26 protein-coding genes are annotated in these 24,057 nt (G+C 30.6%); all 26 read right to left on the reverse strand.

Annotated features, from left to right (window positions below; translation table 11 throughout):
• Window positions 1-37: 37 nt before the first annotated feature.
• The 26 genes from KQI18_RS02920 to KQI18_RS03045 all read right to left on the reverse strand — a co-directional run bounded on the left by KQI18_RS02920 (window position 38) and on the right by KQI18_RS03045 (window position 24,024).
• Entirely contained in the window at window positions 38-730 is a 693-nt protein-coding gene (locus KQI18_RS02920; RefSeq protein WP_216466140.1) for a winged helix-turn-helix domain-containing protein, read from the reverse strand.
• A 14-nt stretch (window positions 731-744) separates the two neighbouring features.
• On the reverse strand, window positions 745-1,455 hold the full coding sequence (gene pgeF, locus KQI18_RS02925; protein WP_216466141.1) for a peptidoglycan editing factor PgeF: 711 nt from the start codon (window positions 1,453-1,455) through the stop codon (window positions 745-747).
• 1 nt (window position 1,456) lies between these two features.
• On the reverse strand, window positions 1,457-1,915 hold the full coding sequence (gene nrdR, locus KQI18_RS02930) for a transcriptional regulator NrdR (RefSeq protein WP_216466142.1): 459 nt from the start codon (window positions 1,913-1,915) through the stop codon (window positions 1,457-1,459).
• An 18-nt stretch (window positions 1,916-1,933) separates the two neighbouring features.
• Window positions 1,934-2,197, reverse strand: a complete 264-nt coding sequence (locus KQI18_RS02935) for a YlmC/YmxH family sporulation protein (RefSeq protein ID WP_216466143.1) — start codon at window positions 2,195-2,197, stop codon at window positions 1,934-1,936.
• 132 nt (window positions 2,198-2,329) lie between these two features.
• Window positions 2,330-3,103 carry an RNA polymerase sporulation sigma factor SigG gene (gene sigG / locus KQI18_RS02940; protein WP_216466144.1) on the reverse strand — a complete coding sequence of 258 codons (774 nt, stop codon included), beginning with the start codon at window positions 3,101-3,103 and terminating at the stop codon, window positions 2,330-2,332.
• 88 nt (window positions 3,104-3,191) lie between these two features.
• A complete protein-coding gene (gene sigE / locus KQI18_RS02945; RefSeq protein ID WP_216466145.1) occupies window positions 3,192-3,914 on the reverse strand; it encodes an RNA polymerase sporulation sigma factor SigE in 723 nt (240 codons plus the stop codon).
• A gap of 16 nt (window positions 3,915-3,930) precedes the next feature.
• Window positions 3,931-4,773, reverse strand: coding sequence for a sigma-E processing peptidase SpoIIGA (locus KQI18_RS02950; protein WP_216466146.1), 843 nt, complete (start codon window positions 4,771-4,773; stop codon window positions 3,931-3,933).
• 231 nt (window positions 4,774-5,004) lie between these two features.
• A complete protein-coding gene (locus KQI18_RS14420) occupies window positions 5,005-5,718 on the reverse strand; it encodes a LytR/AlgR family response regulator transcription factor (protein WP_216466147.1) in 714 nt (237 codons plus the stop codon).
• A gap of 178 nt (window positions 5,719-5,896) precedes the next feature.
• On the reverse strand, window positions 5,897-7,042 hold the full coding sequence (gene ftsZ / locus KQI18_RS02960; RefSeq protein WP_216466148.1) for a cell division protein FtsZ: 1,146 nt from the start codon (window positions 7,040-7,042) through the stop codon (window positions 5,897-5,899).
• Window positions 7,043-7,216: 174 nt separating this feature from the next.
• Complete coding sequence (locus KQI18_RS02965) at window positions 7,217-7,561, reverse strand: small basic family protein (RefSeq protein ID WP_216466149.1); 345 nt, start codon at window positions 7,559-7,561, stop codon at window positions 7,217-7,219.
• Between the two features lie 104 nt (window positions 7,562-7,665).
• Window positions 7,666-8,331 (reverse strand): DUF881 domain-containing protein, encoded by a 666-nt coding sequence (locus KQI18_RS02970; RefSeq protein WP_216466150.1) that lies wholly within the window; start codon window positions 8,329-8,331, stop codon window positions 7,666-7,668.
• 2 nt (window positions 8,332-8,333) lie between these two features.
• A complete protein-coding gene (locus KQI18_RS02975) occupies window positions 8,334-9,023 on the reverse strand; it encodes a DUF881 domain-containing protein (protein ID WP_236887602.1) in 690 nt (229 codons plus the stop codon).
• A gap of 31 nt (window positions 9,024-9,054) precedes the next feature.
• The gene (locus KQI18_RS02980; protein WP_236887603.1) at window positions 9,055-9,828 is read right to left on the reverse strand and encodes a cell division protein FtsQ/DivIB; all 774 of its coding nucleotides are present in this window, start codon (window positions 9,826-9,828) and stop codon (window positions 9,055-9,057) included.
• A gap of 225 nt (window positions 9,829-10,053) precedes the next feature.
• Entirely contained in the window at window positions 10,054-11,277 is a 1,224-nt protein-coding gene (murG, locus tag KQI18_RS02985) for an undecaprenyldiphospho-muramoylpentapeptide beta-N-acetylglucosaminyltransferase (protein WP_216466152.1), read from the reverse strand.
• Between the two features lie 17 nt (window positions 11,278-11,294).
• A complete protein-coding gene (gene spoVE / locus KQI18_RS02990) occupies window positions 11,295-12,428 on the reverse strand; it encodes a stage V sporulation protein E (protein ID WP_216466153.1) in 1,134 nt (377 codons plus the stop codon).
• A gap of 50 nt (window positions 12,429-12,478) precedes the next feature.
• The gene (murD, locus tag KQI18_RS02995; RefSeq protein WP_216466154.1) at window positions 12,479-13,837 is read right to left on the reverse strand and encodes a UDP-N-acetylmuramoyl-L-alanine--D-glutamate ligase; all 1,359 of its coding nucleotides are present in this window, start codon (window positions 13,835-13,837) and stop codon (window positions 12,479-12,481) included.
• Window positions 13,838-13,854: 17 nt separating this feature from the next.
• On the reverse strand, window positions 13,855-14,820 hold the full coding sequence (gene mraY / locus KQI18_RS03000; protein ID WP_216466155.1) for a phospho-N-acetylmuramoyl-pentapeptide-transferase: 966 nt from the start codon (window positions 14,818-14,820) through the stop codon (window positions 13,855-13,857).
• 121 nt (window positions 14,821-14,941) lie between these two features.
• The gene (locus tag KQI18_RS03005) at window positions 14,942-16,318 is read right to left on the reverse strand and encodes a UDP-N-acetylmuramoyl-tripeptide--D-alanyl-D-alanine ligase (RefSeq protein WP_216466156.1); all 1,377 of its coding nucleotides are present in this window, start codon (window positions 16,316-16,318) and stop codon (window positions 14,942-14,944) included.
• 258 nt (window positions 16,319-16,576) lie between these two features.
• Complete coding sequence (locus tag KQI18_RS03010; RefSeq protein ID WP_216466157.1) at window positions 16,577-18,550, reverse strand: stage V sporulation protein D; 1,974 nt, start codon at window positions 18,548-18,550, stop codon at window positions 16,577-16,579.
• 11 nt (window positions 18,551-18,561) lie between these two features.
• A complete protein-coding gene (locus tag KQI18_RS03015) occupies window positions 18,562-18,951 on the reverse strand; it encodes a hypothetical protein (RefSeq protein ID WP_236887604.1) in 390 nt (129 codons plus the stop codon).
• 227 nt (window positions 18,952-19,178) lie between these two features.
• Entirely contained in the window at window positions 19,179-19,502 is a 324-nt protein-coding gene (locus KQI18_RS03020; protein WP_216466158.1) for a DMT family transporter, read from the reverse strand.
• The gene (locus KQI18_RS03025; RefSeq protein WP_216466159.1) at window positions 19,502-20,050 is read right to left on the reverse strand and encodes a TetR/AcrR family transcriptional regulator; all 549 of its coding nucleotides are present in this window, start codon (window positions 20,048-20,050) and stop codon (window positions 19,502-19,504) included. The genes KQI18_RS03020 and KQI18_RS03025 overlap by 1 nt, the downstream gene beginning before the upstream one ends.
• A gap of 129 nt (window positions 20,051-20,179) precedes the next feature.
• Window positions 20,180-21,562, reverse strand: a complete 1,383-nt coding sequence (locus KQI18_RS03030) for an MATE family efflux transporter (RefSeq protein ID WP_216466160.1) — start codon at window positions 21,560-21,562, stop codon at window positions 20,180-20,182.
• On the reverse strand, window positions 21,562-22,008 hold the full coding sequence (locus KQI18_RS03035) for a MarR family winged helix-turn-helix transcriptional regulator (protein ID WP_216466161.1): 447 nt from the start codon (window positions 22,006-22,008) through the stop codon (window positions 21,562-21,564). Before KQI18_RS03035 ends, KQI18_RS03030 begins: the two co-directional genes overlap by 1 nt.
• 191 nt (window positions 22,009-22,199) lie before the next feature.
• Window positions 22,200-22,757: a TVP38/TMEM64 family protein gene (locus KQI18_RS03040; RefSeq protein WP_216466162.1), complete on the reverse strand. Its 558-nt coding sequence runs from the start codon at window positions 22,755-22,757 to the stop codon at window positions 22,200-22,202.
• Between the two features lie 271 nt (window positions 22,758-23,028).
• The gene (locus tag KQI18_RS03045; protein ID WP_216466163.1) at window positions 23,029-24,024 is read right to left on the reverse strand and encodes a sulfurtransferase; all 996 of its coding nucleotides are present in this window, start codon (window positions 24,022-24,024) and stop codon (window positions 23,029-23,031) included.
• Window positions 24,025-24,057 lie beyond the last annotated feature (33 nt).

Genomic DNA, 24,057 nt, shown 5'->3' on the forward strand with positions numbered 1-24,057 from the left:
TTCTCCTAACTTATTAACTAGCTAGAAATTTCAAGTTTTAGTCTATTTTATATCCGACTCCTCTTATTGTCTCTATATATCTTTCTGATTTATTCTCATCTTCTATTTTTTTTCTTAAATACCTTATGTGTACGTCTACTGTACGAGTTTCACCATAATACTCATATCCCCAAATTTTATCTAATAGATAGTTTCTTGATAAAACTTTTCCTCTATTTTGGATAAGAAGTTTAAGTAACTCAAACTCTTTAAGTGTTAGTTCAATTTTTTCTGCACCTTTTGTTACCTGATGCTTATTTAAATCTAACTCTAAATCACCCACAGTAAGCACATCTTGATCATCACTATTAGTAGTATTGTATCTTCTTAGTACTGAGTTTATTCTAGCCATTAATTCTTTTATACTAAAAGGTTTTGTTATATAATCATCTGCACCTATATCTAGTCCCTCAACTTTATCATTTTCCATGTTTTTAGCTGTAAGCATAATAACAGGCACATCTTTTAAATCTTTATCACTTCTGATTTTTTTAAGAACTTCTATTCCACTGATATTAGGTAGCATCCAATCTAGAAGAATAAGATCCGGTTTGTTTTCCTTTGCCTTAATAAATCCATCAAATCCATCGTATGAGTAGCTTACCTCGTAGTTATCTACTTCTAAATTAAATTTTAGTAGCTCAACTATATACTTCTCATCGTCTATTACAAGGACTTTATTATTTTTCATTCGTTTTGCTCCTCCTATTTTATCTCTAGTATAGTACCAATTCTTCCTAAAGTTTTATTGTCTTTTCTATAAGAATAAAATTCATTAGATCTGCAGCTAGTGCAAAGATTCATATTATGAATATTTTTCTCCTTGACACCAACATTTTTTAGAATAGATTCATTTACAGACCACAAATTTAAAAATACATTGCCATTTCGCTTTTCATATATATTGTTGTTTAAATCTCCAAATTTATTTATAAATTTGTCTATTAAATCTACTGATACTTCGTAACAGCATGGACCTATAGATGGACCTATTATACATATAAGCTCTTCAGGATTTGAATTATAAAGCTCCTGCATCTTTTCAATAGTCTTCTTAGATATATCACCATACGTACCTCTCCAACCCGCATGAGCAAGCCCTATGGCCTTATTTTCCCTATCTATGATCGATATAGGTACACAATCCGCTGTAAATATTAAAAGAGGCACATTTTTTAAATTTGTAACCAGCGCATCACCTTCTACTTTATCGCAAATATTAGTTTTGTCCACTACATTAACTATATCAGAATGTATTTGAATATTACTAGTCATATTTTCTAATGTAAAACCACTTTCATCACATACCTTTTTCATGTCAGACTTTAATTTTGCATCTAGGCTTTTATAAGTTACGGCTAAATTAAAAGAATCACTCAATTCATCAATATAGTTTATATTTATATAATCTTTCATTTTAGTCACCCTTTTCTGTTAGTATTGTTTCCAGTTCATTGACAAAGGTATTAATATCTTTAAACTGTCTATAAACTGATGCAAATCTTACATAGGCTACTTCATCCAAATTTTTAAGTTGATCCATTACCATCTCACCTATTTCTGTAGCTTCAATTTCTTCAACAAATCCTTTGTTAAGCTCATTTTCAATATTTTTAACTACACCTTCTATACTATCTATAGATATAGGCCTTTTTTCACACGCTCTTAAGATACCATATTTTATCTTATCTCTATCGAAGGGCTGCCTACTTTTGTCCTTCTTTATAACCATAAGAGGTGTAAGTTCTATTTTTTCATAAGTTGTAAATCTTTTTTTACAACTTTCACATTCTCTTCTTCGTCTTATCGACTTAGGATCTGTATGTCTAGAATCTATAACTTTTGATTCTTTAAAATTACAGTAAGGACATTGCATTATTTTCCTCCTCAGTTATCAAATTTCTAATTCATCGAGACTAAGTTCAGAACCTATATTTACTATTATTGTATCACATCCTATTTTAAGTATGTCATGCCAGAATATAACTTCTTCAGCTCCACCTCTTGAAAAAAAACTTCTGCTATCATCGCCATAAATAGTGAATGATACTATCTTCCCTTCATACACATCCATATCTATGTCTGTAATAAATCCTAGTCTTTTTCCATTCTTAACATTAATTACTTCTTTCTCCATTATATCAGATACTCTAATCATATTAAACTCACCCTTTCTATAAAAATAAATATGTACTAGCACAAAAAAAAATGACCTTTACAGGTCATTTCTTGTTTAGTAATTTTTTTTCTACATATTTTTTCTAGTTTTAAATATCTGTATATTAATTTTTTAGACGTATTTTCTCATGTTTTTTAATGCATTTTTCTCAATTCGAGATACTTGTGCCTGAGATATTCCAATCTCATCTGCAACTTCAATTTGAGTTCGTCCTTTATAAAACCTTAAATCTAGAACTAGTTTTTCTCTACTATTTAATTTTTTTATAGCTTCTTTTAATGATATCTCTTGTAGCCAATTTTCGTCGGTATCTTTTTTATCTTGAACTTGATCCATAACATAAATTGCATCTCCATTATCTTGATATACTGGATCAAATAAAGATATTGGATCTTGAATAGCGTCTAACGCCATTACAACATGTTCTACTTCCATCTCAAGCTCTTTTGCAATTTCCGTAACAGTCGGTTCTTTTGAGTTTTCTCGTATTAATCTCTCTCTAACTTGAAGTGCTTTATATGCTGTGTCCTTTAAAGATCTACTAACTCTTATAGGATTGTTATCTCTTAGATATCGTCTTATCTCACCTATAATCATAGGTACCGCATAAGTGGAAAATCTAACGTTTTGGCTTAAATCAAAATTATCTATGGATTTTATTAATCCTATACATCCAATTTGAAATAGATCATCTATATTTTCGCCTCGATTGTTGAATTTTTTTATAACGCTTAGAACTAAACGCAAATTTCCCCTTACAAAGACTCTTCTTGCCTCTTTATCTCCATTTTTTATTTTTACAAGAAGTTCGTTCATTTCCTTATTTTTAAGAACTGGAAGTTCGGATGTGTTGACACCACAGATTTCAACTTTGTTAACTTTCATTTATTTCAGTCCTCTCTTAAAAGTATTGCTTAATGAAATTATTTACATTTCCCAATTTTTTATACTTTTAAAAGATATTTATTTCTTTTTATACAAATTTTTTCATCTCTTTCTGAAGTCTGGAGATTATTTTCTTTTCAAGTCTAGATATGTAGGATTGAGATATACCAAGCATTCCAGCCACCTCTTTTTGAGTTTTTTCATTACCTTTATCTATGAGTCCAAACCTTAATTCCATAATTTGTTTTTCTCTGTCGCTTAGACGGTCAAGTGCCATAAGAAGCAAATCTCTGTCGATTTCTTCTTCTATAATTTTATATATCTCATCATTGTCGGTTCCTAACACATCTGATAAAAGCAGTTCATTTCCATCTAAATCTATATTTAACGGCTCATCAAAAGAAACCTCTGTTTTTTTCTTGTTGTTTTTTCTTAGATACATTAGTATTTCATTTTCTATACATCTAGATGCATATGTGGCTAGTTTTATATTTTTGTTTAACTTAAAAGTGTTTACAGCCTTAATTAATCCAATAGTACCTATAGAAATCAAATCTTCTACATCAATTCCCGTATTCTCAAATTTTCTAGAGATATACACAACAAGTCTCAAGTTTCTTTCAATTAATACCGATTTGACACTTTCATCGGTCTCTAATTTTTTTAATAATTCAATTTCTTCGTGGGCTTTTAGAGGTGGAGGGAGTATGTTTGCTCCACCCATATAGTAAATTCCTTTTGGCTTGATTATTTTCAGTTTTATTCCAATCTTTAGTATCGCTCTTATTAGTTTTTCTTTTAATCTAAACATCTCTTTCCCCCTGCAATTAAATATTTGGTAGTAAATTTGGGCTCATTATAGCTTTGTAATCAGATTCTTCTAAGTCGGCAATTCCAAGCACTATATCTCCAATCTTCTGATTATCGATTTCAATATACTCTGCCTTAAATCCAAGTACTATCTTTGACTCTGAGCTTCCTGCATGTTTGTACGGTATTAACCTAACTTTTTTTGAGATTTTTTTATCTAAATCCCTTACCACTTCTTCTGCTCTTATAATATCCAGGTCAGAATAGTCTACACCGAAAAAAATACTTGGCATAGCACTTTTTACAACACTTGCATCAACCATTACAACCTCACTCTTACTAAAAGGATCCTTAAGCATATTTCCGCTGTCTACTAGAGCTCTACAATCAAATTCATTGTCAAATAATTTTATCTTAACATTTTTTGTCAAGTTATCAATGTACTTGATCATCTTTATATCCTTGTAAATATGTTTAAGGAGTTCACAGCTTGTATAAGCACACACTATTAAAAAAGATATCTTCATATGGCTTATACCAGTAAAATAAATAATAAAATATGTAGTCCCAGAGATAAATACATTCACTAAATAAAATACTAAAGATGTCTTCAAAAAGTCCATTTTACTGTAGTGTTTAAATGAAATAAAAATAATAAATGTCATTAGTAAAATTTTAAGTGGTATAGTAAATAGAATACTCAGCGATGGATACAAGTACGCAACTGCATATACAGCACCTAAAACTGCCCCCAGTATTTTATTTATTAGAGAATTATATTTTTTAGTAAGAATAGATGTACAACTTATAATAATATAATTTACTATAAGGTTTTCTAAAACGTAGTACTCATAATACATAGTTTCATCCCCTTTTTCCATAAATATATTATAGAATAGTAACATAAAATTTTATGTCACTTTTGATGGTCGAATTCAAAACAATTTCTTTATTTATATGTCATTAAGTACCACCAAAACCTATATCACTCAATTTTCACAATAAAAAATGACACATCTAGTTTTATTGACTAGTTGCGTCATTTTTTATTTGTGATTATATAAATAATTTTATCCATAAATGATGTACCTCTAATACGTCATATTTATTATTTTTTCTTGCAAATCTTTTGAGTTTTTCATATTGAAAGGTATTTTTTCACCATTAATTAATTCAATCGTATTTTCTTTAGCTGCACAAATATATTTTAAATTTATAATATAGTTTTTTTTACATTTTATAAAACTGTGTTTCAACAACTCTTTCTCTATATTACTGATTTTGCTCTTAATCTTAAAATCTCTTTTTAAAGTATGTATTATCATATCATTTCTTATTATTTTAGTATACAATATTGAGTTAATGCTAATTTTGTATACATTATCCTCTTCAAAGACTACTAAATCCGTATTCTTAGATTCTATTATCTTTTCAATACAGCTAATCAAATGTTTCTTTAGCTCTATAATACTAACAGGCTTTAGCAAATAACGGGATGCTCTAACTTTATATCCCTCTCTGACGTGATCATTTAAAAAAGTAATAAATATAATCTCACAATTTTGGTCTATTTTTCTAATGTTTTTTGCTACCTCAATACCCGTTATTTTGTCCATATAAATATCTAACAGAAAAATGTCTATATCTTGTGGATAATTTTCCATGAGTTCTTCCCCTGAGTTAAAACTACATACTTCATACTCATAATCTAACTCATTAAAAATTTTTTTTAAGTGACTTTTTAGTATATTCTGTTGTTCTTCTTCATCCTCACATAAAGCAATACGAATAACGATACACTTCACCTCCTATTCACTCTTACATATGATTATATAAAATTTGTCATAACTTTTCACTATTAAATAAGATTTAATTTTCTACTAAAAATGCAGATTACCGTTTCTCGAAACAGTAATCTGCATTAGTTATGTAATGTATATATGCTATTTTTTATAAGATAAGCCTTCAAAAATATACCAAAAACTATCTTCTTCTTCTCAAAAATGTTGGTATTTCCATACTATCATCATCTTCAACTACACTTGTATTTTTTGCTTCTTCTAATTTTTCTGATATTTCTTCCTCTTCATCTATATCTCTTATTGAAGTTTTTATTGTAGTGTCTAAAGATGATCTTACACTAGATTTAGGTCTAGATTCTATTATCTCTTCTCTAATACCTTCAAAACCTGTTGCAATAACTGTTATCATTATTTCGTCACCTAAATCTTCTTTGATAGATGCTCCAAATATAACGTTAGCTTCTGGATCGCAAGACTCCATGACTAAAGTTGAAGCTTCATTAACCTCAAATAAACCAAGGTTTGGTCCACCAGTAACGTTTAATAGTACACCTTTTGCGCCTTTTATTGAAGTTTCTAGTAGTGGAGATTGGATAGCTTGTCTTGCTGCATCTACTGCTCTTGTCTCACCGCTTGCATTTCCTATACCCATATGAGCAAGTCCTTTGTCTTTCATAATTGTAGTAACATCGGCGAAGTCAAGGTTTATAAGACCTTCAACAGCGATAAGGTCAGAAATTGACTGGATACCTTGTTTTAAAACATCATCAGCAATAGAGAACGCATCTAACATAGATGTGCTTTTTTGAACTATTTGTAAAAGTCTATCATTTGGTATAGTTATAAGGGTATCAACTTTTGCTTTTAAAGCTTCAATTCCACCCTCTGCATTTTTCATTCTTATTTTACCCTCAAATGCGAATGGCTTAGTAACAACCCCTACAGTAAGTATTCCCATCTCTTTGGCTAGCTCTGCTACTACTGGAGCTGCTCCAGTACCAGTTCCACCACCCATTCCAGCGGTTACGAAAACCATATCAGATCCTTGAAGTAAATTAACTATTTCATCTTTACTTTCTTCAGCTGCTCTTTTACCAACTTCTGGATTAGCACCTGCTCCAAGTCCTCTAGTTAATTTTTCTCCTACTTGTATTTTATATTCAGCTTTAGATGTAACCAAAGCTTGTTTATCTGTATTTACAGCTATAAACTCTACTCCTTTTAGTTGGGCGTCAACCATTCTGTTTACAGCATTATTACCACCGCCACCTACACCTATTACCTTGATTTTTGCACTTTCATCTAATTCTACGTCAAAGTTTAGCATCTATAAACCTCCTTATATCATGATTCAAAATAATCGTATGAAATGATTATACCATTTTTTTGAGTTTTTTGTTGTTCTATAATTTCTCATATTCCACAAAAATACAAATTTTCCTCTTATTTTGTAACTTTATTTAATAAATACTAAATCGATAACTTTATTTAATAAATAAAATTATTTATTATTAGTCATAGTTTTTATAATATATCTTCTTATTACTGAAAAGTTATTAAATATTCTCATTCCAAAAACTAAGACTGCTACATAGTATATTGGTACCCCTAATTTTTCACCTATATATGTCATTATTACCGCTAAGAGAGTATTACCTAAAAATCCTGTTATAAAGATAATATTCTCAAACTTATCTTCGAAACTAGATTTTACTGCTCCAAAGACTGAGTCCATTATTGCAAGTATAGCAACAGAAACATATATCGTGTAATCAATTGGATATGTAAATGGAACGAAATATCCTACTGCTACTCCAAGTGCTAGACTTGATAATATCCAAATCATAATAGTCTCCCTCTTTATTCTACTTAAACTAGTAAAATTATACAATGGTTTTGTAAAATTTTCTAGAAAAATTTAAGTATTTTATATAAATAGATTTTAATTTGTTAACTGATTCTTTTAATCTTCATATTATTAATGCTTTCAACCTCAATATTTATACCATAAACTTCTTTTAATGAATATGTATAAGATTCAGGAGATAAAACTGCTGCATTTAATGAATCTATATCCCCTATTGCCCTAATTACAAAAGGTTGTCCATAAGTAGTATCATTTACAGTTATAGTAGATCCTGAACATTTGATCTGCGTTTTACCTAATACTCTTTCGCCATTTATAGAAATAGCCGTTGCTCCTGATTTTCTGAGGTCATTTAATAGCCTAAGAATATCGATATCGTGGATTATTAAATCATTTGGATCTTCTCCGTTGTCAGCATCTCTATCGCTATCAGTCATAGTTATCATTATCCCCAATCCCTCTATATCTGTTCGGCCACTTATATCTTTTAGGTTAGTAAGTTCTTCTTCCATTACATCTTTAATTTGTTTAGATCTTTTGCTATCTTCATACTTTTTTAGATCTTCTTTGTATCTATTCAGCTTCTTATCTAGCAAGTTAATTTTTTCTTTTTTGATATCAATCTCAGACTCAATTTTACCTATTTGGTCTAAAGTCATATAAACATTATCTGGATCAAAAGATTTTATAAATATAGAGATCAGTATTCCAAGTATAAATGTGCCCATTATAACAAATACGTTTTTCATATTTATTTACCAGCCATATTTATTTTTTCACTATACGAATTTACTTTTATATTTTCACTCTTCTCTATATCGACTTTTGCACTATAATGTTGTTCTATTTCCCAGACAATACCGTACTTAATATTAAGTGCCGACGATAGAGTATCTGGTTCTCCAATAGCTTTTATTACTAGTGGACTCTTTAACTGATTGTCATTTATGTATAGTTGATCACCTTTTAAATGTAAATATGTATCAGATACTATTCTATTACCATTTATTGAAATTGCACTTGCCTGAGCTGAATTTAATTTGTTTATCATAGATAATATTAAATCATAATTATACATTATATTTTTATTATCCGCCAGTCTACCGCTTTGATTAATAGGTTTTATCGTAACTTCAATGCCTTTACCTTGTACATCAGTTAGACCTGATAACCTCTCATACTTATCTATTTCTTGCTTTAAAGCGCCCTTATCCCCACTTTTTTTATATGTATCTATTTTATTCTTAGTTTCAGTAATCTCTTTTTCTAATTTATCTTCTTTTGTTTTAAGTGTTTTTAACTCACTTGTTAATTCTTCGCCCTTTTTATTTATTGAGACCCCTTTATTTTCTAAATTTATAGATTTCACCTGAGTAATAGCTAGAAAACCTAAAACCACACAGGCTATAGCTATAACTATATATTTATTAGAAAACTTCATTTTCAAATCCTACCACGTCCTTATACATCCTTTATTCTGGACTATAAACTGCATATTTATTTTGTGTTAAGTCTACAGAACCACTACTAATTTTTTTATTGTTCAAGTCTACAACGACTTTACTAACTCTATGTATATTATAATCCAAATTTTCGTCATTAGGTAGTAAGATTTTTATATTCCCTCTTGTCAACATGTCTATATTGCTGTCTCCCTGCATATTTACTAGCTTTGTCTCACCAAACATACCATATTTTTCTAGAGCAGACATTAGTAAATAAAATTTATTTTTTGTTTTGTTGTCTCTAAACTTAATTTTATTGTATTTTTCAATAGCATAATCTATCTCAACAATTTTGTCATTTTTACTTTCATTGGTTCCTTTCAATTCCTCTAACAAATTTCCATCTCTGTCTATGTAGCAATAGTTATCGCCATTTTTCAGAGTCACAAATATTTCTTTTTCTTGAATTTTTACAACTATCTTATTTGGAAGTTTTCTGTCTACTTCCACAACATCTATATATGGATTCTTTTTTATTTTTTCTTCAACATCCTTTTTACTAAACATAAATATATTTTTATTTCTAAGTAGATCTCCATTTTTATCGACAGTATTTAATATACTTGATTTAGTCACTCTATCATTTCCAGTTACTTCAATATATTTTACGTTAAATAAATCGCTTACAAGGACAGCACTCATAGAAAATGCGAACATAAGAACAAATAATAAAACTATCATAACCTTATTAGGATTAACTTTCTTTTTAACTCTATGTTTTTTCTTAACGTTTTTATCCATTTCGTCATCTCCCTTCTGTAAATAAATACAACTTTACTAATTGTTTCTCCTACAAAATTAGAATGTTAATTTTAGTCATATTATGATACAACTATGGCAAAAATACTTAAAAGTACAAAAATACCCTTCAAATTTACATTTATAATAGTCTTATCCGACTAAATAATGTAAATTTGAAGGGTATTATATCGTAATATTTTTAATTTTTATATTTATATTATTATATTACTTTTTCTTAATTCCAATAACTTTAGGCTCTGACTCAGCATTATTATAAGTTTCTTGAACCTTATCTTCTTTATTTTTACTTTTCTTTTCACTCTTTGGAGTAGTGCTTTGTTTTTTATTTTCATTTACAACCTTCATCACTTCATCGTAGATTAAGTCAATAGCCTCTGGTTTACCGATATCTTTACTCGCTCTAGACATATCCATTAGAGCTTCCCTGTCTCCTAGCAATTTAAGTACTGTATCATTTAAACGCTCTGGTGTAAGCTGTTTTTCAAGTATACAAACGCCTCCACCCTGCTTCTCTATACTCTTAGCATTGTACTCTTGATGATTTTCCGCTGTATATGCCTTTGGTATAATCACTGAAGGTTTTCCAAGAGCAGTAATCTCAGCAAGTGAAATCGCACCTGCACTTCCTATTACCAAATCACTAGCAGCGAGAGCATTTGCCATATCTTCTAAGTATGGTACAATCCTTTGATAAGGCTTTAGATTTATATTTCCTATTTCTTCAATAAATTCATCGTAAAATCTAGTACCTGTAGCGAATATAAAAGCTATATCATCATCAAGCATACTTTTTATAAGTAATTTCATTGCATTATTTATTTTTCTAGATCCTCCACTACCACCGTAGCATAAAACCATTTTTTTATCTTCACTGATTCCAAGATTTCTTCTAGCTACATTTTTTCTAGCTACGAGGATCTCTTTTCTAACTGGATTACCTGTAAAAACCAATTTTTCTCTTGTTGATTCTGGAAATCTTTTATGAGAGTCTTCAAAACTAGTTAAAACTTTAGTAACAGTTTTTGCAAGTATTTTATTTGTTACTCCCGGAAAGGAATTCTGCTCATGAACTATAGTTGGAATCTTTTTCATTGATGCATTAAAAAGCACAGGCCCACTTACATAACCACCAGTACCTATAACTACATCTGGCTTAAATTTTTTTATAACTCTTCTAGCTTGTTCCATACCTTTAAAAAGTCTAAATACTCTCTTTATATTTTCAAAATCTATTTTTCTATTAAATCCTTGAACGGTAACTGTCTTAAGTTCAAAACCATTCTTAGGCACTATTTCAGATTCTATACCTTGTTCTGTTCCTACAAACAGTATTTCAACATCTGGATGTTCTTCCTTTATTCTATTGGCTATAGATATCGCTGGATATATATGGCCTCCAGTACCGCCTCCAGATAACATAACTTTCATTCTTTAATCATCCCCTGTTAATTATTAATTTTGACATGCTTTGAGATGTTTAGTACTATACCGACTGCCCCCATAAATATGGTGAGCGATGTACCACCATAACTTATAAAAGGAAGTGCAACACCTGTTGCCGGCATAGATGAAGTTGCAACTGCAATATTCAGTGCAGCTTGTATACCGATCTGGGCACCAATTCCTATAACAACCATGCATGCGAACACATTGGTTGTTTTAAGTGCTACTCTTACACATCGATATACTAATATTATAAATAACATAATTACTACTATACATCCTATTAAGCCTAGTTCTTCTCCTATTATAGCAAATATAAAGTCATTTTGTGGCTCAGGAATATAAAAATATTTTTGTTTACTCTGTCCAAGACCAAGACCAAAAATTCCACCTGATCCCAAAGCGTACAATCCCTGTATTACTTGATATCCACTTCCTAAAGGATCTTGAAATGGATCTAAAAACGAAGTAACACGGCTAAGTCTATACGGCTCTGCAATTACTAAAACAACAAACAGCGCTGCTCCAAGTCCAATCATAGTAAATATTATCTTCATATCCATACCTGCAGCAAATATCATTACAAAGGTAACAAGGATTACTGTCCCTGCTGTAGAAAGGTTTGGTTGAAGTATAATAAGGCCAAAGAACACACTTGGCACTATTAGAAGTGGGAAAACTCCTTTTGTCAGAGATTTTATATCTTCATACTTTTTTTCTATGAGTTTTGCAGTTAGTAATATAGTAGCGAACTTTGCGATTTCAGCAGGTTGAAACGTAAGTGCTCCAACACCAATCCATCTTTTTGCTCCATTAGCCTCAATTCCAAGAGGCGTTAAAACTAATATTAAAAGCAATACAGCAATAATCCCAATATAGTTAGCGTTCTTCTTCCAAAATCTATAGTCTATCTTAGATGTTATCATCATAGCTATAAAACCAAGTGCAGCATATACAATATTTTTCTTTAGAAAGAAGTAAGAATCATTGTGCTTAAAAGAGGACTGAATATAGCTCGCACTAAACACCATGATTATTCCTATAAATACTAATATCATCGTAGTATAAAATATAACTCCATCGAACTCAGGATCTTTTCCTATTCCAATTTGCTTTTTTAACTTTTCTCTAGGCAACTAAAAACCTACCTCCATTCTTGCATTTAAGTAAGTTTCGAGATAAGAGATTATTTTAATTTGTGAACATTATCTTTGAAGTCTTGACCTCTTACTTCAAAATTCTCATACATACCCCAACTTGCACAAGCTGGAGAAAGAAGCACTATATCTCCTTCTTTAGATATCTGATGAGAAATCCTTACTGCTTCTTCCATATCTTTTACGATATATGTATCATTAATCCCTTTATTTTTAGCAGATTTTTCTATTTTAAAAGCTGTTTCTCCCATTAGAATTATGGCTTTAACATTAGCTTTAGCTACTTCCAGCATATCATCAAAGCTACTTCCTTTGTCCATTCCACCTGCTATTAATACTATTGGATTTTTATATGACTCTAATGCTTTTATACTTGAATCCGGATTAGTTCCTTTTGAATCATTTATATAAGTTACTCCATGTAGAGTCTTTACAAACTCCTGTCGATGCTCAACGCCTCCAAATGTTTTTAAAGTCTCACTTATAACATCTAGATCTATACCACATACATAAGACATAGCAATTGCTGCCATACAGTTTTCTAAATTGTGATTCCCCGGTAAACTAATCTCATCTTTATTTAATAATACAATTTTCTCATCTATATCTATAATTATATTATTATCTTCATCTAAATATACTCCATCAGAAACTTTTTCTTTATGAGAGAAGAATATCACCTTTGCATTACATATTTTTTCTAAGCTTCTAGAATAATCATCATCGTAATTTAAGACGCAGTAATCTTCTTTAGTTTGATTCATAAAAATTTTTGATTTTGCTGCTATGTAATTTTCCATAGTTTTATGTCTGTTAAGATGATCTTCAGTTATATTTAGAACAGCACTGACTCTAGGTCTAAATTTTACTGTACTTTCAAGCTGAAAACTACTAAGTTCTGTAACAACAAATGAGTTTTCATTTGTATTTTCAACAGTATCAATAACTGGTGCGCCTATATTACCGGTTACATAAGTATCTTTATTTGCTTTTTTAAATATTTCACCTACTAAAGTTGTAGTCGTTGTCTTTCCATTAGTACCTGTTATTCCTATAAAAGTGGGGTTTTTTGAAAGTCTATAAGCAAGTTCAACTTCCCCAATAATTTCTTTATTAAGCTCATACAGTTTTTCTATAAAAGGTAGATCAAGCGGGACTCCTGGTGACACTACAACCATATCAATGTTTTCAACATCTTGTGGGTGACTGCCTAATATGTATTCTACGTTATTTAAAGTTTCTAATTCTTTAAGTATATCTTTTAAGTCTTTTTCTGTTTTTATATCGTTAACTACAACATGTGATCCTAATTTATTTAGACACTTAATTACAGATACACCTGTTTTAGCAAGTCCTACCAATAATATTTTTTTGTCTGCCAAGTCCATTTTTACTCCCCCTAAATCTAAAATACTGATAGTATTCCTATCCAAGCTAGTATTACAGTAACAATCCAGAATACAAAAACAACTCTTGTTTCTGGCCATCCACATTGTTCAAAATGGTGATGAATTGGAGCCATTTTAAAAATTCTCTTTCCTGTCATTTTAAAAGACCCAACTTGAAGTATTACTGATATAGCTTCAGCAAAGTATATCCCACCTACAATTGGAATTAGTAATGCTGAATTAGTAAGTACAGCAAATGCCACTACTGCTCCACCTAGTCCCATAGAACCAGTATCACCCATAAATACTTTTGCCGGATATGAATTGAATCCTAAAAATCCTAGACAGGCTCCAACCGTAGCAGCAGCAAGTACTGCTACTTCTGTATTTCCTGAAATTGTTACAGCAAAAAGCATAAAAAATGCAGATACTACAAGAGTAATTCCTGATGCTAGTCCGTCCAATCCATCAGTTAAATTAACTGCATTTACAGTACCTATTATAACGAACATCATTACAGGTATATATAATACACCCAAATTTATAAACATATCTGTAAAAGGAACAATTAACTGAGTTGCCCCTGGTGAAGATGTATACTGATAGTATGCAATATAAAATGCTAATGCAACTTGAAGTATTATCTTCTGATAAGCTTTCAGCCCTAAAGATCTCTTCATTTTTATTTTTATAAAATCGTCCAAAAATCCTACAAAACCAAATCCAGTGATACAAAGTAGTCCAATAGCCATATCGCTACTCACTCTACTTCTTGTAAGTCCTGTAATTAGTATTGCTAAAATCATAATTATTCCACCCATTGTAGGTGTTCCATTTTTAGCTAAATGTGTTTGAGGACCATCATCCCTTACTGTTTGACCAAATTTAAATTTTGACAGCATAGGTATAAATATTGGTCCTAATATTATCACTATTAAAAATGATATAATCGCCGTATACGTAAGCTCTGTTATTCCTAACATAGTTAACTCCTCTCCCTTGTCATAACTTCGTATATTTTAAGTTAAAGTTAATTGTCGATATTATTTATTTTGATACATGTTAATTCTTACTAGTGGTTTGTCAACTAAGAGTTGGCAAATCTTATTTGTTATTAATATATTCTACCACAGTTTCAAGCTTCATTCCTCTAGAAGCCTTTACTAAAACTACATCATTTATTTTAAGCAAATTGTCCATGCTTTCAATCGCCTCATCTCTAGATAAGAAGTGGTATACATTTTTTTTATCGAAGCCTAACTTTATTGCTTCTTTTCCAATAAAATCTGAATCTTTTCCTATTGTGATAAGAACATCAGCATTTTCAAATACTGGTTTACCTACTGATCTATGCCCGCTTTCTGCAAATTCTCCCATTTCAAGCATATCTCCTAATATAGCTATTCTTCTATTGTTATACCTTCCAAGTATCTTAAGCGCCGCTGACATTGAGTCTGGGCTAGCATTATATGAGTCATTAATAACTATATAACTTCCATCTTCATTAATGTCTAGTCTCATCTTTGTTCCTTCAAAGTTTATTAACCCTTCTTTTATATCTTCTATAGTCAGATTTAGGCTAAGTCCAACTAGAATTGCAGCCATAGCGTTATATATATTATGTTCTCCCATTATTGGTATAAATATTTCATGTTTTTCACCATTTATTATACAAGTAAATGTTGTACTTTTTTCATTTAAAGTAAACTCTTCACAATATATATCATTGTCCTTTTTAAAACCAAATGTTTTCAATATATACGGTAACTTTTTATTTTTTAAAGTGGATAAATATTGATCATCACCGTTTACTACCAGTATATTATTCTCATTGAAATTTAATGAAATCTCCATTTTAGCTTTTAGAATTCCTTCTTGAGATCCTAAATTTTCTATGTGAGATAATCCAATATTGGATATGACACCAATCTTTGGCTTTACTATATCTGCTAGGTATTTAATTTCATCATAATGAGACATACCCATCTCTATAACTGCACAATCATGACTATCATTTAGCTTAAACAAAGTAATAGGTACTCCAAAATGGTTATTTAAATTCTTTTGATTTTTCAATACATTTAATTTTGAAGATAGTGCTGAGTATATCATATCCCTAGTCGTAGTTTTACCAACACTACCTGTAACTCCAACGAAATCTATATCAAATTTTTCTTTATAGTACTTTGATATAGTTCCAAGTGCCAGAGTAGTATCATCTACTTCTATTATATTTAAATTTTTGTTAATTATATCCATTATGTAATTTTTGTTTTTTATAATAGTTTTACAACCTTGTTTGATTGCAGAACTTATAAAAGTATGTGCATCTAAATTCTCACCTACAATCGCTACAAAAGCATTATTGTATTTTGCTTCTCTGCTATCTATGACAATATTAGCAATAGTATCTGTTGGTTCTCCACATACTAGTTTACCATCGCTTGCGATTACTAACTCTTCTATGGTCAACACATTCACGATTCAAGTTCCTCCTTACAATTTCTATATTCTCTAGCAATAAAAGGCAATGTATACCGATATATACATTGCCCTACGATAAACTCTTAACTTTTTAATTATATACCATATTTATCTTTTTTTGAAGGTATTTATAGTGATATGTTAATTATCTGTTACTTTTTTATTAAATTTAAGCAAAGTTTTCTATAATATTACACTAATGATTTACAAAGTTTGAATATTTAATAAAATCTAATTTAAAATTTAGATGGTTATTTAAGTGTATATTGTTATATTCGACCCCTCATAGACTTTTACGCCTGGTTTTGGGAAGATATCTTTTACCTTTGCTCCCTTTGGTATACTTATATCAGTATCTAAATTAGCTTTTAACTTTGAATCCTCTAGTACTTTTACTGCATCTTCAATAGCAAGACCTCTTATATCAGGTATAGTTGTGTCAGACTTTTCAAATTCCTTTTTTTCTTCACCTTCGTATACAGGTTTTACACCAAAATACTCAAGAGATTCTCCTAAAACTTCTTTAACTATTGGACCTGCAGTCGTACTACCAAATGCACTTACTCCATTAGGCTCGTCGACTATTGCAATGACAGCTATCTTCGGATCATCAGCTGGTGCTATACCGACAAAAGAACAAATGTATTTACCTTGTGCATAAGTTCCATCTATTACTTTTTGAGCTGTTCCTGTTTTTCCACCTATTTTGTAACCTGGAATATATGCTGCCTTACCAGAACCTTGGCTTACAACAGATTCTGCTATATCCATCATCTTATTTGCCGATTCTTTAGAAATAACTTGCTTTACCTCCTTAGGTTTTACAGTCTTTGTGACATTTCCTTTGTTATCTGTGTAAGATTTTACTATTCTAGGTTGCATTAATTTGCCATCGTTTCCTATTGCAGATATGGCTGTCAAAAGCTGTAGTGGAGTCACAGATATTGATTGACCAAAAGACATAGTTGCCAATTCAACAGGACCTACATTTTTTGGATTGTATACTATACCTTTAGCTTCACCAGGAAGGTCAATTCCTGTTTTATCTTTAAAACCATAAGAGTCTAGGTAGCTGTACATCTTTTTAACACCAATTCTCGATCCAAGCTCAACGAAGACAGGGTTACAAGAATTTTGCACTGCCTCTTCAAGTGTTTGTGATCCATGTGGTCTATAGTGTCTCCAACATTTTAATTTTCTTCCACCTACTGTTACTCCCCCTGTACATGTGAATTTTTCATTATCTTTAACAACGCCCTCTTCTAATGCTATAGATGTCGTTATAAGTTTAAATGTTGAACCTGGCTCATATGTATCATTTACCGCTGGATTTCTCCACATTTGAAATAATCCTTTTATTTTTTCTTTATCACTGTATTTTTTTAATTCTTCCTCATAATAAGGATAAATAGGTGTTCTAGAATCATTTGGATCGTAGTCAGGTTTTGATGCCATAGAAAGTACATCACCCGTTTTTGGATCCATTGCTATTACGGTAACTCTCTTAGCATTATTTAACTCGTAGGCCTTTTGTGCTGCTTTTTCAGAATAGTGTTGAATAGCTTCATCTATTGTAAGAACTAATCCATTCCCTTGAACTGGTTCGTAATACTTTTCCATACCTTGTGGAATCTCTCTACCAGAGGCATCGGTACTTACTATTAGTTTTCCAGCTTTACCTTTAAGCTTCTTGTCGTACTGCATCTCGATACCAGCTATACCTGATGCATCGTCAGATGTATGTCCCAGTACATATGATGCAAAGTTTCCATACGGGTAGTATCTTTTGTTATCCTCTGCAACCCATATACCAGGTAATTTAGCATCTCTTATTTTCTTTGCTTTATCATCATCTATCCATCTCTTTACTTTTACAAGTGCCATATTTTTTTTATTTACTAGTTCATAAACTTTATTGTAATCTTCATCTATTATGCTTGACACCTTTTCGGCAGCTCCTTTTTTATCCTTTACTTCAACTGGCTTACACCAAACTGTATACTTTGTCACACTAACTGCCATTTCTTTCATATTTTTATCGTATATAGTCCCTCTCTTAGGTTCTATTGGTATATCTCTCGTCTGTTGTTCCATAGCTTTTGCAGTCAACCAGTCGCCTTTTATTAATTGTAAATAGCCCGTTCTTAAAACTAAAACAAAAAATAAAGCGCATGCCAAAACAAGCACTAGAACAAGTCTCTTTTTACTCACTCGATTAACCTTTTTCAAATCTTTACCCCCTACTCACTTAGATTGATATATTCAATCTGCTCTTTTTTAGGATAGTCCATATTTAATGTCTCTTTCGCATTATTTTCTACTTCAGTAATAGATTTATCTTTTTTATGTTCAGTTTCTAATTCATCAAGTGTTATCTCTTTCTTCCTAAGATCTTGCTCTAAATAGTGGATGTCGTATTTCATTTCAGATATCTTTGCATATCCACATAAGTTTAATATTATAATTACAAATGATGCTACAAAGATTAAAAATTTCGGAAGTTTTCTTCTAGGCTTATTACCTTTTCTATTTTTATAATTATTCTTGTTCTTACTTTTATATTCATCTATATCTCTCACTTTACTACTTCTATTTATTTTATTCTTTCTACTTATATCGGTTTTATCCAATGCAACCACCTCTGTTAAAATAATTTTATATCTATAATTATATTTGTGTATTCATCAGCTTCTTCCTCTAATAAGTTCTCGTCTAATTAATACAATATTCTTATAACGTAGGTAATAATTGTATTAATTTGTTATTTAGGAATATATAACAACAAAAAAGGACCTTTAGCTCTTGTAGTTAAAGCTAAAAGTCCATTATTGATTTCTGTATAATAACTTATATTTTTCTAATGGCTTGGTCCATATAAATTCAAAACAACTACTCCAATAAGTATCAAACCTATTCCTGCAAAGCTTGCAAAATTGATATTTTCTTTCCATAAAAGCACTGATATAACTGTTGTGATAACAATTCCAATACCTGACCACATCGCATAAGCTGTATTTAGTTGTATTGATCTTAATGATAATGACAAAAAATAAAATGCTAATGAAAAACAAACTAATGACCCAATCGTTGGGACTAGTTTTGAAAACCCTTCTGACAACTTTAATAGTGATGTTCCAAATATTTCGCCTATAATCGCAAAAAATAAATGCATATATCCCATTAGTCTTCACCCTCTTCTATAATATTTTGCAATTTTTCAAATACCTTTTCTCTTAATTCTTCATCAATTGGAGCAAGACCAAAAATCTCTGCGAACCACATACCATCAGTCGCCAATCTAACTATAGTGGCTTTTACTGGATCTATCCCGTCGTTTTCTATGTTCTGTTGCCAATTCTCAAATTTGAGTTTTAATTTTTCCATGAGATCTGGGTTAGAAAAAACAGATGCGACTAGTGCAGTTCCCATATTTTTATCCTTACTCATGTCTTTAAAAGTATACTCCATGTAAGCTCTACTCCAATTTCCCTTTTTATCTTCATTTATATTTATATACTTATCAAACTCACTATCATAACTATCTATTAAACGGTCTAAAATACCCGTTATTAATGCTTCTTTATTTGGAAAGTGGTATAAGAGGCCACCCTTACTCACTCCGGCATGCAATGCAACAGATTCTAGTGTTAAATGAGCCATGCCGCGGTTTTGAATAATAAACGATGCGGAATCTAGTAATTTTTCTCTGGTTATATTTTTTTTATTCATAATGCCTCCTTTCTATTTTGCTAATACTACTATACCGTCTGGACGGTTTTGTGTCAATAAAAAAAATATTTAACTGCAATTTTTCAATTAAATATCTTTTCTTATATCATACATATTTTATTTAGTACATTATACAGTTTTCTGTTCTGTTTCAAGTTCAGAAAATTTATCGTTTTTACCAAGATTTTTTACTGCAAAGTAGAAGAAAGTCCCTGTTAGTATTGAAGAACCTAAATCTGAAAATGGAGCTGAATGAAGTAATCCAGTTATGCCCCAAATATTTGAAAATATTAATATTGCCGGGATTAAAAGTATCACCTGACGAGTAAGAGTCAAGAATATTGCAGTTTTTGATCTTCCTATTGATTGGAAGTAGTTTGAAGCAATTATCTGGAATCCAATTACAGGTAAACTCATAAACCAAGTTTTAAGGGCGTAGCTTGAAAACTCGACAAGTTTTGGATCTTGGTTAAATAGAGATACAAGTTGATCAGGGAATAATCTTGTTACAATGTATCCAACGAGTACGATTGCAGTGGCTACTGTAATCGCAAGCTTTTCCGCTTCTTTAACCCTGTGATACTTTTTAGCACCAAAGTTGAAACTTACTATTGGTTGAACACCTTGGGTTAGTCCTGTTACCGGCATAAGTAAAATCGTTTGTAGACTATTTACTATACCCATCCCTGATACTGCAAGATCACCACCGTATATAAATAAATTCTTATTTAGAATAACATTTAATAAACTATTAACTAATTGCATTAAAAAACCGGGCATGCCCAGTGAAGTTATTCTTACTAAAATACTACGTTTTAGTCTCATGTTTTTAAGTTTTATTTTTGTATTACATTTTTTACCAAAGAAATACGACATTATCCATATAGATGATAATATCTGAGCTGTAACAGTTCCTATAGCTGCTCCTGCCATTCCCATTCTCAACCAGTTTATAAGTATTGCGTCTAATACTATATTAGTGCCAGCACCCATAAACATTGTAATCATAGCAAGGGTGGGTTGACCATCTGCACGTAAAAAACTGTTCATACCCATACTTACTACTTGGAATACTGCTCCTAAGAATATTATTCTCATAAACGTCATTGAATACGGAAGAACTTCTTTACTTGCACCAAATAGAACTAATATTGGCTCTAGAAACAATTCCCCCATAATCATAAAAATTATACCGCTGATAATTAATATTGCAAATGAATTTCCTAAAACCTCCTCAGCTTCTTCTTTTTTACCTTCACCAAGTTTAATCGAAAATAGTGTTGCACCACCAACACCAAATAAAATCCCTATAGACATAAGGATTATCATTATAGGGAAACCTATTGTTATACCTGCAAGGCCACTAGCCCCTAAGTCTGGACTATTACCTATAAATATCCTGTCAATAATATTGTACGCTGCATTTACCATCATACCTACAATAGCAGGGACCGAAAATTTCATTAATAATTTAGATACTTTCTCTTCTCCTAGCGGATTGACTATCTCCATTATTTATCCCTCCATTTCTGTTTAAAATCTGTTTTTTCTACTTTTAAGACCATATTTTCAAGTGCTGAATAAACTGCATCTTTTGATTCTTCGTCCATGTCTTCAGTCAAAAATGCACTCCATTCACCAAGTCTCTCTTTGATGTTTTCTTTAACTTCTTCTGCTTTGTCCGTGATATAGATTCTGTTACATCTCTTGTCATTAGGATCTTTTTCTTTTGTAACATACCCTTTTTCCATAAGCGACTGGATTGCTCTAGTCGTTGCAGCTTTGTCTATATTTAGATAACAAGAAATTTCATCTTGTGTGGCTCCGTTTCTCGAATATAGACAAGTTAAAAAGGGCTGTTCCGCTGACGTAATGCCATACTCTTTTAGAGTCATATTCATATAAACTTGATTTTTTCTATATAGTATAGAAATTAATCTTCCAATACTTCGTGGCATTACCACACCTCCTTAGTTGATATGTCAACTATTATACTCCCAATTAATTGACATGTCAACAATATCAAAAAATTAATTACATTTTAGATCATAATCTCAATTATAAACAAGAAAAAAGTAAGTACCCATTGCTTAATAATCAAATAAATCCAAGCAATACAAATACTTACATAAAAAACGTAATTATAAAATTAATTATCATTTTTATATTTTATAGATAATACAATTAATACTAAAACAGCTATCACTACAAAAAAACTATAAATAATATACTTGACATTATTTGTTAAGTTTACCCCTAAGTACGAATGTATAATTAAATAAGGAATCGCTCCTAAAACTGTAGCCCTTATATAAGAGCTAAGTTTTACACTAGTTAAACCAAACATGTAACTCACAAAATCAAAAGGTAAAAACATACAAAATCTAGATATTATTACTATACTATCCCCATTTTTTCTTATAAAATTATCAACTTTGGTAAACTTATATTTTTTTACTAAAGATACTATAAAATCCCTAAATAAAAGTCTAGCTATTAGGAAACAAGCTACCGCTCCTGCTAGAAGACCTATCCAAGATATTATTAATCCACCTATTTGCCCAAAAACATAATTGTTCGACTTCATTAGTGTAGTATATGGAAGAGGGATTAAAACAGCTTGAAAAACCATTAATAATACTGACATAAAATATGATGTATTATTAAACGAAGTTAAATATCCATTTAAAGCATAAATATTATCCATACTTAAATAAAATACAATTTGATTAACAAAAGTCTTTACTTTAGAAATATAAAGATATACCCCAAATAAAACAAATATAATTGCGATTTTTTTTATATAACTTTTATAAATGTCTTTTATAAATATCCCTCCTATATTTTGATTTAAAAAAGGTTGTACTAGGATAATTTATATAATCCCAGTACAACCGACAATAAAATCAGGTTAATGATCTTTCTTAGTCCTTACATTATTTTATTAATTTTATTTATATATTAAATTTCTATATAGCCTATTTAACTACTTCATTAGATGTGTCACCAGCCCACTCGTAGAAAGAAGAATCGTAGTTTCTTACATTCTCATATCCAGCATTTTTAAGTGCTAGTGCCATATGAGCTGATCTAATACCAGCTGTACAGTAAGTTGCTATGTTGTCATCTTTTTTGACTCCTGCTTTTTCCATTATCGTAACTATCTCATCTTTATTTTTTAGAGTGCCATCTTCATTATAAAGCTCAGTAAATGGTACATTTATAGCATATGGTAAATGTCCTCCTCTAGCTTCTCCGTAATTAACAGCACCTTCATATTCATCTTTAGCTCTTGAATCAATTATTTTAAGTTCTTTGTACTCTTTCTTCAAATCTTCTGTGCTTATATTCATGTCTGGCTTGATTTCCGATACAGTCATCTCAGCTGGTTTTACTTCTGGAACTTCTTTATTTGTTTCTTTCTTTTCAGAAGACCATAAATCAAATCCTCCATTTAGCATTCTAGCATCAACACCTGCTCTTTTTAAAGACCAAACTACTCTACCGTCTTCTCCCCAAGCATCTTTATTTGCATAAACTACTACTTGACTATCTTTTGAAATACCTAGAGCTCCAAGAGTTTTAGATAGATCTTCTTCACTTTGAAGAGTTCCCCAATCTTTATCTCCTGCTTTACCCTCCATTTTTGAAAGACCTTGCCATGCAACATTTATTGCTCCAGGAATATGTCCTTTTGCATAATCTTTATCACTTCTTGCGTCTAAAATCACTAGATTTTTATTATCCTTAATATTTTTTTCTAACCAAGATATACTTGTAAGATATTCATTGTTGTCATATGTATATTCTTCTTTTGTTGTTGAAGATTTTGTGTCTTTAGAATCCGATTGTTGTATTTTTTCATCATTTTTTTTATCTGCATCAGCATCTTTGTTTGAACATCCCACAACAGATACAGCTAACATTGCTACAATTAACATAGATGCAAGTTTTTTACTTGTCTTTAATTTCATTTTTAATCCTCCACAATATTCTATTTTTAATAC

The organism is Metaclostridioides mangenotii (assembly GCF_018917235.1).
Classification (GTDB): domain Bacteria; phylum Bacillota; class Clostridia; order Peptostreptococcales; family Peptostreptococcaceae; genus Metaclostridioides.

Coding starts and splice junctions, on each gene's coding strand:
- KQI18_RS03030 (WP_216466160.1), bottom strand. CDS start 21,562: ATGGAGATAGTCAATCCGCTAGGAGAAGAGAAAGTATCTAAATTATTA.
- KQI18_RS02970 (WP_216466150.1), bottom strand. CDS start 8,331: ATGAAAAACGTATTTGTTATAATGGGCACATTTATACTTGGAATACTG.
- KQI18_RS02975 (WP_236887602.1), bottom strand. CDS start 9,023: ATGAAGTTTTCTAATAAATATATAGTTATAGCTATAGCCTGTGTGGTT.
- nrdR (WP_216466142.1), bottom strand. CDS start 1,915: ATGCAATGTCCTTACTGTAATTTTAAAGAATCAAAAGTTATAGATTCT.
- KQI18_RS02935 (WP_216466143.1), bottom strand. CDS start 2,197: ATGATTAGAGTATCTGATATAATGGAGAAAGAAGTAATTAATGTTAAG.
- KQI18_RS03025 (WP_216466159.1), bottom strand. CDS start 20,050: ATGAATAAAAAAAATATAACCAGAGAAAAATTACTAGATTCCGCATCG.
- KQI18_RS03020 (WP_216466158.1), bottom strand. CDS start 19,502: ATGGGATATATGCATTTATTTTTTGCGATTATAGGCGAAATATTTGGA.
- KQI18_RS03040 (WP_216466162.1), bottom strand. CDS start 22,757: ATGGATAATATTTATGCTTTAAATGGATATTTAACTTCGTTTAATAAT.
- KQI18_RS02920 (WP_216466140.1), bottom strand. CDS start 730: ATGAAAAATAATAAAGTCCTTGTAATAGACGATGAGAAGTATATAGTT.
- KQI18_RS03035 (WP_216466161.1), bottom strand. CDS start 22,008: ATGCCACGAAGTATTGGAAGATTAATTTCTATACTATATAGAAAAAAT.
- murD (WP_216466154.1), bottom strand. CDS start 13,837: ATGGACTTGGCAGACAAAAAAATATTATTGGTAGGACTTGCTAAAACA.
- murG (WP_216466152.1), bottom strand. CDS start 11,277: ATGAAAGTTATGTTATCTGGAGGCGGTACTGGAGGCCATATATATCCA.
- KQI18_RS02950 (WP_216466146.1), bottom strand. CDS start 4,773: ATGTATTATGAGTACTACGTTTTAGAAAACCTTATAGTAAATTATATT.
- KQI18_RS03045 (WP_216466163.1), bottom strand. CDS start 24,024: ATGAAATTAAAGACAAGTAAAAAACTTGCATCTATGTTAATTGTAGCA.
- mraY (WP_216466155.1), bottom strand. CDS start 14,820: ATGTTAGGAATAACAGAGCTTACGTATACGGCGATTATATCATTTTTA.
- sigE (WP_216466145.1), bottom strand. CDS start 3,914: ATGTTTAGATTAAAAGAAAAACTAATAAGAGCGATACTAAAGATTGGA.
- pgeF (WP_216466141.1), bottom strand. CDS start 1,455: ATGAAAGATTATATAAATATAAACTATATTGATGAATTGAGTGATTCT.
- KQI18_RS02980 (WP_236887603.1), bottom strand. CDS start 9,828: ATGGATAAAAACGTTAAGAAAAAACATAGAGTTAAAAAGAAAGTTAAT.
- KQI18_RS02965 (WP_216466149.1), bottom strand. CDS start 7,561: ATGATTTGGATATTATCAAGTCTAGCACTTGGAGTAGCAGTAGGATAT.
- sigG (WP_216466144.1), bottom strand. CDS start 3,103: ATGAAAGTTAACAAAGTTGAAATCTGTGGTGTCAACACATCCGAACTT.
- ftsZ (WP_216466148.1), bottom strand. CDS start 7,042: ATGCTAAACTTTGACGTAGAATTAGATGAAAGTGCAAAAATCAAGGTA.